Annotated in this window: 4 protein-coding genes and 1 pseudogene; 3 read left to right on the top strand and 2 right to left on the bottom strand. The window is 47.6% G+C overall.

Translation table 11 applies throughout. The features are described from left to right. Together F6K49_RS37415 and psbC are read left to right on the top strand one after the other, a co-directional pair. Nucleotides 1-290, top strand: a pseudogene (locus tag F6K49_RS37415) (photosystem II D2 protein (photosystem q(a) protein)); the annotation flags it as partial. Between the two features lie 10 nt (nucleotides 291-300). Then, on the top strand, nucleotides 301-1,662 hold the full coding sequence (gene psbC, locus F6K49_RS37410; RefSeq protein ID WP_293037087.1) for a photosystem II reaction center protein CP43: 1,362 nt from the start codon (nucleotides 301-303) through the stop codon (nucleotides 1,660-1,662). A 107-nt stretch (nucleotides 1,663-1,769) separates the two neighbouring features. Here psbC and F6K49_RS37405 read toward each other — a convergent pair whose 3' ends face one another. After that, nucleotides 1,770-2,519 (bottom strand): lysophospholipid acyltransferase family protein, encoded by a 750-nt coding sequence (locus F6K49_RS37405; protein WP_293105139.1) that lies wholly within the window; start codon nucleotides 2,517-2,519, stop codon nucleotides 1,770-1,772. A gap of 266 nt (nucleotides 2,520-2,785) precedes the next feature. Here F6K49_RS37405 and F6K49_RS37400 point away from each other — a divergent pair, with 266 nt between their 5' ends. Further along, a complete protein-coding gene (locus tag F6K49_RS37400; RefSeq protein ID WP_293018127.1) occupies nucleotides 2,786-3,010 on the top strand; it encodes a hypothetical protein in 225 nt (74 codons plus the stop codon). Here the strand turns inward: F6K49_RS37400 and tadA are convergent. Further along, nucleotides 2,985-3,476 (bottom strand): tRNA adenosine(34) deaminase TadA, encoded by a 492-nt coding sequence (tadA, locus tag F6K49_RS37395; RefSeq protein ID WP_293018128.1) that lies wholly within the window; start codon nucleotides 3,474-3,476, stop codon nucleotides 2,985-2,987. The two genes, F6K49_RS37400 and tadA, sit on opposite strands and share 26 nt — an antisense overlap. Between the last annotated feature and the right edge of the window lie 89 nt (nucleotides 3,477-3,565).

Here is a 3,565-nt window from a genome sequence, read left to right as displayed (position 1 = left end):
TCGGAATTGCCTTCTCCAACAAGCGCTGGTTACACTTCTTCATGTTGTTTGTGCCAGTAACTGGCTTGTGGATGAGTGCAGTAGGAATTGTAGGTTTAGCATTGAACCTGCGAGCCTATGACTTCGTGTCCCAGGAAATCCGGGCAGCAGAAGATCCAGAATTTGAAACGTTCTATACCAAGAACATTTTGCTAAATGAGGGTCTGCGGGCTTGGATGGCTCCAGCAGACCAACCTCACCAAAACTTTGAGTTCCCTGAGGAGGTACTACCGCGTGGTAACGCTCTCTAATAATATTGGTATGGTTGCGGGCAATCGCGACCAAGAATCTTCCGGTTTCGCCTGGTGGTCTGGTAATGCCCGTCTAATCAACCTCTCCGGTAAGTTGCTGGGAGCTCATGTTTCCCATGCTGGCCTGATCGTTTTCTGGGCTGGCGCAATGACCCTGTTTGAGGTTGCTCACTACATTCCCGAAAAGCCTGTGTTCGAGCAGGGATTGATTCTAATCCCTCACATGGCTACTTTAGGTTGGGGTGTTGGTCCTGGTGGCGAAATTATTGACACTTTCCCCTACTTTGTTATTGGTGTCCTACACCTGATTTCTTCTGCCGTATTGGGCTTTGGCGGTATTTATCACGCCGTTCGTGGTCCTGAAGCCTTAGAAAGTTATTCTAACTTCTTTGGTTACGACTGGAAGGATAAGAACAAGATGACTAGTATCATCGGGTTCCACCTGATCATCTTAGGATTGGGTGCCTTCTTGCTGGTGATCAAGGCTATGTTCGTCGGCGGTGTTTATGACTCTTGGGCACCGGGTGGTGGTGCTGTTCGTTTGATCACTAACCCAACCCTGAACCCTGGTGTGATCTTCGGCTACTTAGTCGATGCTCCCTTCGGTGGTGAAGGTTGGATTATTGGTGTCAACAACATGGAAGACATCATCGGCGGTCATATCTGGATTGGTCTGATCTGCATCTTTGGTGGTGTATTCCACATTCTGACTAAACCCTTCGGCTGGGCTCGTCGTGCCTTTGTCTGGTCTGGAGAAGCTTACCTCTCCTACAGCTTAGGTGCCTTGTCCATGATGGGCTTCATTTGCTCTTGCTACGTGTGGTTCAACAACACCGCTTATCCTAGCGAGTTCTATGGTCCTACCAATGCTGAAGCGTCTCAAGCTCAGTCTTTCGTATTCTTAGCCCGTGACCAACGCCTAGGTGCTAACATTGCGTCTTCCCAAGGGCCTACTGGTCTGGGTAAATACCTGATGCGCTCTCCTACTGGTGAAATCATCTTCGGTGGTGAAACCATGCGCTTCTGGGATTTCCAAGGTCCGTGGTTGGAGCCTCTACGGGGTCCCAATGGTCTGGATGTTAACAAGCTCAGAAATGACATTCAGCCTTGGCAGCTACGTCGTGCTGCTGAGTACATGACCCATGCTCCTAACGGTTCCATCAACTCTGTAGGTGGTATTATTACTGAGGCAAATTCCTTCAACTATGTCAACCCTCGTGCTTGGTTGGCTAGTTTCCACTTTGTGATGGCTTTCTTCTTCCTAGTTGGTCACCTCTGGCACGCTGGTCGTGCACGGGCTGCCGCTGCTGGATTCGAGAAAGGTATTGAGCGTGAAACTGAAGCAGTACTTAGTATGCCTGACCTTGACTAGGTGATTTTATTGAGTGAAAACTCAATGATAAATCAGACTAAGAAAGACTAATTAATGGCTAATTAATAGCTAACTAATAGCTAAGTGATTTTTACAGCTCCTGTACTCTACAGGAGCTTTTTTTTGGAACAGTCTTGTGGATAACTCTTGTCTAAGTTGGTCATCGCTGTATGCAGGTCATGGGTAAGCTGTGCAGCTCCTTTTTTAACTGACTGAGTACTATAATCTGCTACACTAATCGGGGATCCAACAGTAACTGTGACATCACAACCCCATGTAGGGATAGGCTGGCTATAATTAAGAGAAATCGGTACAATATTGAGACCAATACCAGGGTGAGATGATTCTACCTGCAAGGCAATACGAGCCATACCAGGTTTTAAGGGGTTTACTTCACCATTACGGAAGATATTGCCTTCAGGAAACATTACCAGTGCTTCGCCATTACTCAGAAGTTCCACAGTGTGGCGGATACTGCTAATTCCTCCACGTCCAGTATTTACGGGGAACCCTCCTAGGCGACGGATCAACCAACCCTGTAGGCCATAGATTTCATTGGCTGAGACCATATACCGCAAGTCACGTCCGGTTACGGGTTTACCAACGGCGTAAGGAACCATTAACGCATCCCAACGAGAGCGATGGGTGGGAGCTAAAATAATAGGACCTGTCTTAGGAACGTTCTCTTGCCCTGTTACGGTAAGTTGACCAAAATGAAACGGAATGACAACACGCCGTGCTAAGGGATAGATAATGTTAATTAACCCGTGGCAAATACCAGAATCTACAGACATGGCTTTTATGGGGTTACCGTGATCGTTACCATAATCAGAAGTGCTTTTTAGCGTTGTTGTCATTGGTCAATCCTACTTACTGCAAGTAGAGCTAAACTATGAATGATCAAGGGTTTTTACTAAATCCTTAACCTTCACTTCTACTGTATGTGGTTTCGAACTCAATATTTGACACTCACAGGACACTTCTTGTGGTGTCATGCCCTGATATGTTAGCTATCTATAGGAAGGCTATTAATGGTGTGGCTGAAGTTAACTTGCTAAAGTTAATCAGTTTTAGGGGTAAGGGAGCAGGGAGCAGGGAGTAGGGAGTAGGGAAAGAGAGGGAAGTGTTGGAAGTGTTGGTAGATTGGGAGATCGGTAGATCGGGAGATCGGGAGTCAGATCAGCAACTCCATGAAGACTGCGGAGGTACAAAGAATTTTTGCCCAGGTTCGACTTCCCTGTTCTTTCTTCCCTGTTCCCTACTCCCTACTCCCTACTCCCTAAAACCCCAAGGGTGTCAGCAACTCACCCAAGGTCGAATTGCTATTGTCTTTTGCGTCGCTCGGTAAACCAAGATTGTAACTGTTCCCGACAAACGGATTCCATAATTCCCGCTATTACTGGCAACCGGTGATTAGAACAAGCACTATCAGGAAGATTAGCAACGGTGCGAATGCTGCCAGTTTTAGGATCGTCCACACCATAAACCAGAAGACCGAGTCGTGCTAAGATAATCGCTCCGGCACACATGGGACAAGGTTCCAAGGTAACGTAGAGAGTGCAGGTATTAAGATGCCAGCTTTGCAGCTGTTGACCAGCAGCACGGAGTGCCAGGATTTCGGCATGAGCAGTGGGGTCTTTGTCCCGCTCTCGACGATTCTCTCCTGTAGCAATTAACTTACCTTCACTGTCTACAATCACGGCACCCACTGGTACCTCACCCGCTTCACCAGCTTTCTGGGCAATCTCTATGGCAACACTCATCCATTTGCGATGGATGAGATAGGAGTTATCAATCGGGTTAGGTACTTCCATTCTAGGGAGTAGGGAGTAGGGAGTAGGGAGATGGGGAGATGGGGAGATGGGGAGATGGGGAGATGGGGAGATGGGGAGATGGGGAGATG

Source organism: Moorena sp. SIO3I6 (genome assembly GCF_010672095.1).
Note: the sequence above shows the minus strand (reverse complement) of the source record. Positions and strands in the feature narration are given on the sequence as shown.